Source organism: Streptomyces sp. NPDC037421 (genome assembly GCF_055602105.1).
The window spans coordinates 1-4234 of the sequence record NZ_JBVJWV010000081.1 but is presented as its reverse complement, the minus strand read 5'-3'; the positions used below and the strand labels follow the sequence as shown (position 1 = coordinate 4234).

Annotated in this window: 2 protein-coding genes; both read right to left on the bottom strand. The window is 74.8% G+C overall.

Going from position 1 to position 4234, the window contains the following annotated elements:
- The coding region (locus ACZ7IF_RS39195; RefSeq protein ID WP_470981815.1) for a type I polyketide synthase at positions 1 to 1807 on the bottom strand (1807 nt) is incomplete at its 3' end.
- Positions 1808 to 1872: 65 nt separating this feature from the next.
- On the bottom strand, positions 1873 to 4234 hold a 2362-nt coding region (locus ACZ7IF_RS39190), incomplete at its 5' end, for a KR domain-containing protein (protein WP_470981813.1).

Below are 4234 nucleotides of genomic sequence, written 5' to 3'. Positions count from 1 at the left end.
CCGCGAACACCGGCGAGGAGTCGTACAGCTCCACCGCCATCCCCGCCCACTGCGAACCCTGACCGGGGAACACGAACACCGGACGCTCCGCGCCCTTGACGACGGCGCCGTCCACGACGCCCGCCGCCGGGAGCCCGGCGGCCAGCGCGTCCAGACCGGTCAGGAAGCCGTCGCGGTCGCCCGCCAGGACGACACCGCGCCGCTCCAGCGCGGCCCGCGTCGTGGCCAGCGCCCCGGCCACCACGGCCGGTTCGACGGCGGTGCCGGACTCCGCGTGGGCGCGCAGCCGGGCCGCCTGCCCGTGCAGGGCCTCGGTGGTCTTGCCGGACAGGGTCCACGGGACCAGGCCGCCGGTGACGACGGTCCCGGCGGGCGCCCCGGGTGCGGCGTCCTCGGCGGCGCCCTCGGCCTCGTCCTGTGCGAGGTGCTGCTCCAGGATGATGTGGGCGTTGGTCCCGCTGATGCCGAACGAGGAGACGGCGGCCCGGCGCGGGCGGCCGTCGACGGTCCAGTCCGAGGGCTCGGTGAGCAGTTCCACCGCGCCGGAGGACCAGTCGATGTGCGGGGACGGCTCGCTGACGTGGAGGGTCTTGGGAAGCACGCCGTTGCGCATCGCCATGACCATCTTGATGACGCCGGCGATGCCCGAAGCGGCCTGCGTGTGGCCGATGTTGGACTTCACGGAGCCCAGCCGCAGCGGTGCGGCGTCCGCGGGCCGCTGGCCGTAGGTCGCCAGCAGCGCCCCGGCCTCGATCGGGTCGCCGAGGGCCGTTCCGGTGCCGTGCGCCTCGACGACGTCGACGTCGTGGGTGGACAGCCTGGCGTTGGCGAGGGCCTGCTTGATGACGCGCTGCTGGGAGGGGCCGTTGGGGGCGGTCATGCCGTTGCTGGCGCCGTCCTGGTTGGTCGCCGAACCCCGTACGACGGCCAGTACTTCGTGGCCGTTGCGCACGGCGTCGGAGAGCCGCTCGACGAGCAGGATGCCGGCGCCCTCGGCGAGCGCCATGCCGTCGGCGCCCGCGGAGAAGGCCTTGCAGCGGCCGTCGGCGGCCATGCCGCGCTGCTCGCTGTAGCCGATGAACTCCAGCGGGGTGGACATGACGGTGACACCGCCGACGAGGGCCATGGAGCACTCGTCGGCGCGCAGCGCCTGCGCGGCCATGTGCAGGGCGACGAGTCCCGACGAGCAGGCGGTGTCGACGGAGACGGCCGGGCCCTCCAGGCCGAAGGTGTAGGCGACGCGGCCGGAGACGACGCTCGCCGCGCTGCCGGTGGTCAGGTGGCCCTCGTACCCCTCGGGGATGGAGGGCAGGGACCAGCAGTAGTCGAGGTTGTAGCAGCCGACGAAGGTACCGGTGCGGCTGCCCTTCACGGACAGCGGGTCGATTCCGGCCCGCTCGAACGCCTCCCAGGCGGCTTCCATCACGAGGCGCTGTTGCGGGTCCATCGCGAGGGCCTCGCGCGGCGATATGCCGAACACGCCCGGGTCGAACGCGCCGGCCTCGTAGAGGAATCCGCCTTCCTTCACGTAGGTGCGGCCGGAGCGCTCGGGGTCCGGGTCGTAGATCGCGTCGAGGTCCCAGCCGCGGTCCTCGGGGAAGGGGCCGATGGCGTCCGCGCCGTCCGACACCAGGCGCCACAGGTCCTCCGGCGACGCGACGCCACCGGGGAAGCGGCAGGCCATGCCGACGATCGCGATCGGCTCGTGCCCGGCGTCCTCGACCTCGCGCAGCCGCTGCTTCGTCTCGTGCAGATCGGCGGTGACCCACTTGAGGTAATCGCGGAGCGTCTCTTCGTTCGTCGCCATGGGGACCTCTTTGAACCTCTCGGATAGAGCTGGAATTCGTGTGACCGACTGGCCGGAGGACGCCCTTACTCCGGGCGGCCGAATTCCTTGCGGATGAATGCGAATATCTCTTCGTCGGACGCGGCGTCGAGCTTTCCGCTGACGGATTCGGCGTCCGCGGCGGCCTGCGCGTCCTTCCAGCGGGAGAGCAGTGCCTCCAGGCGGCGGGTGAGGTTCTTGCGCTCGTCCTGGCCGGGTGCCAGCGACAGCAGGTCGGACTCGATGCGGTCGAGGTCGCTGTGCACGGAGTCCGTGGTCGCCTCTTCGCGCCTGGCGCCGCCGTCCAGGAGCAGGCCGCGCAGGTAGCCGGCGAGCGCGCCGGGGGTGGGGTAGTCGAAGACCATCGTGGCGGGCAGGCCGAGCCCGGTGGCGGCGTTCAGCCCGTTGCGCAGGCCGACGGCCGTCAGCGAGTCGAAGCCGAGGTCCTTGAAGGCCCGGGCGGCGTCGACCGCGCCGGCCGAGGAGTGGCCGAGGACGGCGGCGGCGTGGCCGCACACCAGGTCCGTGAGGACGCGTTCCTGTTCCTCGCCGGACAGTTCGGCGAGCTTGTGGCGCAGCGCGTCGGCCGCTCCCGTGTCCCCGGCGTCCTCGTCGCCGCCGTGGCCGGCCTGCGCGAGGATCCGGCGGGCCTGCGGGACGTCCTCGGTGAGGCGTCCCGTACGGGCCGAGGTGAACAGGGGCAGGAAGCGGTCCCAGTCGACGTCGGCGACGGCCACGGCCGTCTCGTCGTGGTCGAGGATCCGCCGCAGGGCCTGGAGGGCCGCCGCGGGGTCCAGGAGCGGCAGACCGCGCTGGGCGGAGCGCTCGTGGAGTTCACGGGCCTCGTCGGGGTGGGCTTCGGCGTCGAACAGGTCCCATACGCCCCAGCCGACGGCGGTGGCCGGCAGGTTCCGGGCGCGGCGCTGCTGGGCGAGGGCGTCCAGGTGGGCGTTGGCCGCGGCGAACGCGGCGTGCTCGCCGCCGCCCCAGTAGGAGGTGACGGAGGAGAACAGTACGAACGCGTCCAGGGCGGGGCCGTCCGTGCCGAACACCTCGTCGAGGGCCCGGGCGGAGGTGACCTTGGCGGCGAGGGCCTCCTTCAGGTGCCGGCCGGTGGTGGCGGCGAGGGGGGTGAGTTCGACGTGCGCGGCGGCGTGGACGACGGTGCTGACCGGCCGTCCCGCCTGCTCCGCGCGAGCGGTCAACGCGGCGAGCGCCGCCGGGTCCGCGCCGTCCCACTCCTCCAGGGTCACCTCGGTGCCGTCGGCGGCGAGTTCGCCGGCGAGGGCTTCGAGCGCGGGGGTGAACTCCGCGGGGGCCGCGGTGAGCAGGAGGTGGCCGGCGCCCGCGGCGGCGAGGCGGCGGGCCGCCTCGGCTCCCAGGGGGCCCGCGGCGCCGGTGAGCAGGGTCGTGCCGGACGGCTGCCACTCGCGGGCGGGTGCGCCGTCGGGCAGGGCGGCCCGGACGAGCCGGCGTACGTAGGTGCCGGCGGTGCGGATCGCGATCTGGTCCTCGCCGTCCCGGCCCGTGAGGGCCCCCGCGAGGCGTGCCGCGGCGGCCTCGTCGAGGTCCGCGGGGAGGTCCACGAGACCGCCCCAGCCGCGCGGCCGTTCCAGTGCGGCGACGAGGCCGAGGCCCCAGACCTGTGCCTGTACGGCGCTGCGCGGAGCGTTCTCGGGGCCGACGGCGACGGCTCCGCGGGTGAGGGCCCACAGGGGGGCCTCGATGCCCGCGTCGTCGAGTGCCTGGGTGGTGACGAGGGTGCCGAGGAGACCGGCGCCCTCGTCGGTGGAGAGCAGGGAGAGGACCCCGGCGAACGGCTCGTGGCCGTCCTGCGCGGTGCGCAGGGCCCCGGCCCACGCGTCCCGGTCGGCCCGGGCGGGGTCGAGGGTGAGGAGGTGGGGGCGGGCTCCGTGGGCGGTGAGCAGCTCCTCGAAGGGGCCGGCGGCGCAGTCGGCGGTGCCTTCGGGGGCCAGCAGCAGCCAGTCGCCGCGGAGCCGGGCCGGTGCGGCGTCGGGCAGGTGCTTCCAGGTGATGCGGTAGCGGCGGGCGTCGAGCGCGCTGGCCTCGCGGCGGTCGCGACGCCAGGCGGACAGGGCGGGCAGCAGTTCCTGGAGCGGCCCGGTGTCCTGGAGTGCGAGGGTGTCGGCGAGGGCGGCGACGTCCGCGCTCTCCACGGAGTTCCAGAAGCCGGCTTCGGCCTCGTCCACGACGGGCGCGCGGTCGGCTGCCGGGGCGCCTTCGAGCCAGTAGGTGCGGCGCTGGAAGGCGTACGTGGGCAGGTCGGCGGGCGCGTCCGGGATGTCGCAGACGCTCTGCCAGTCGACGGGGGCGCCGTGGGTCCAGGCCTCGGCGAGGGAGGCCAGGAAGCGCTGCGGCCCGCCCTCTTCGCGGCGCAGGGTGCCCTGG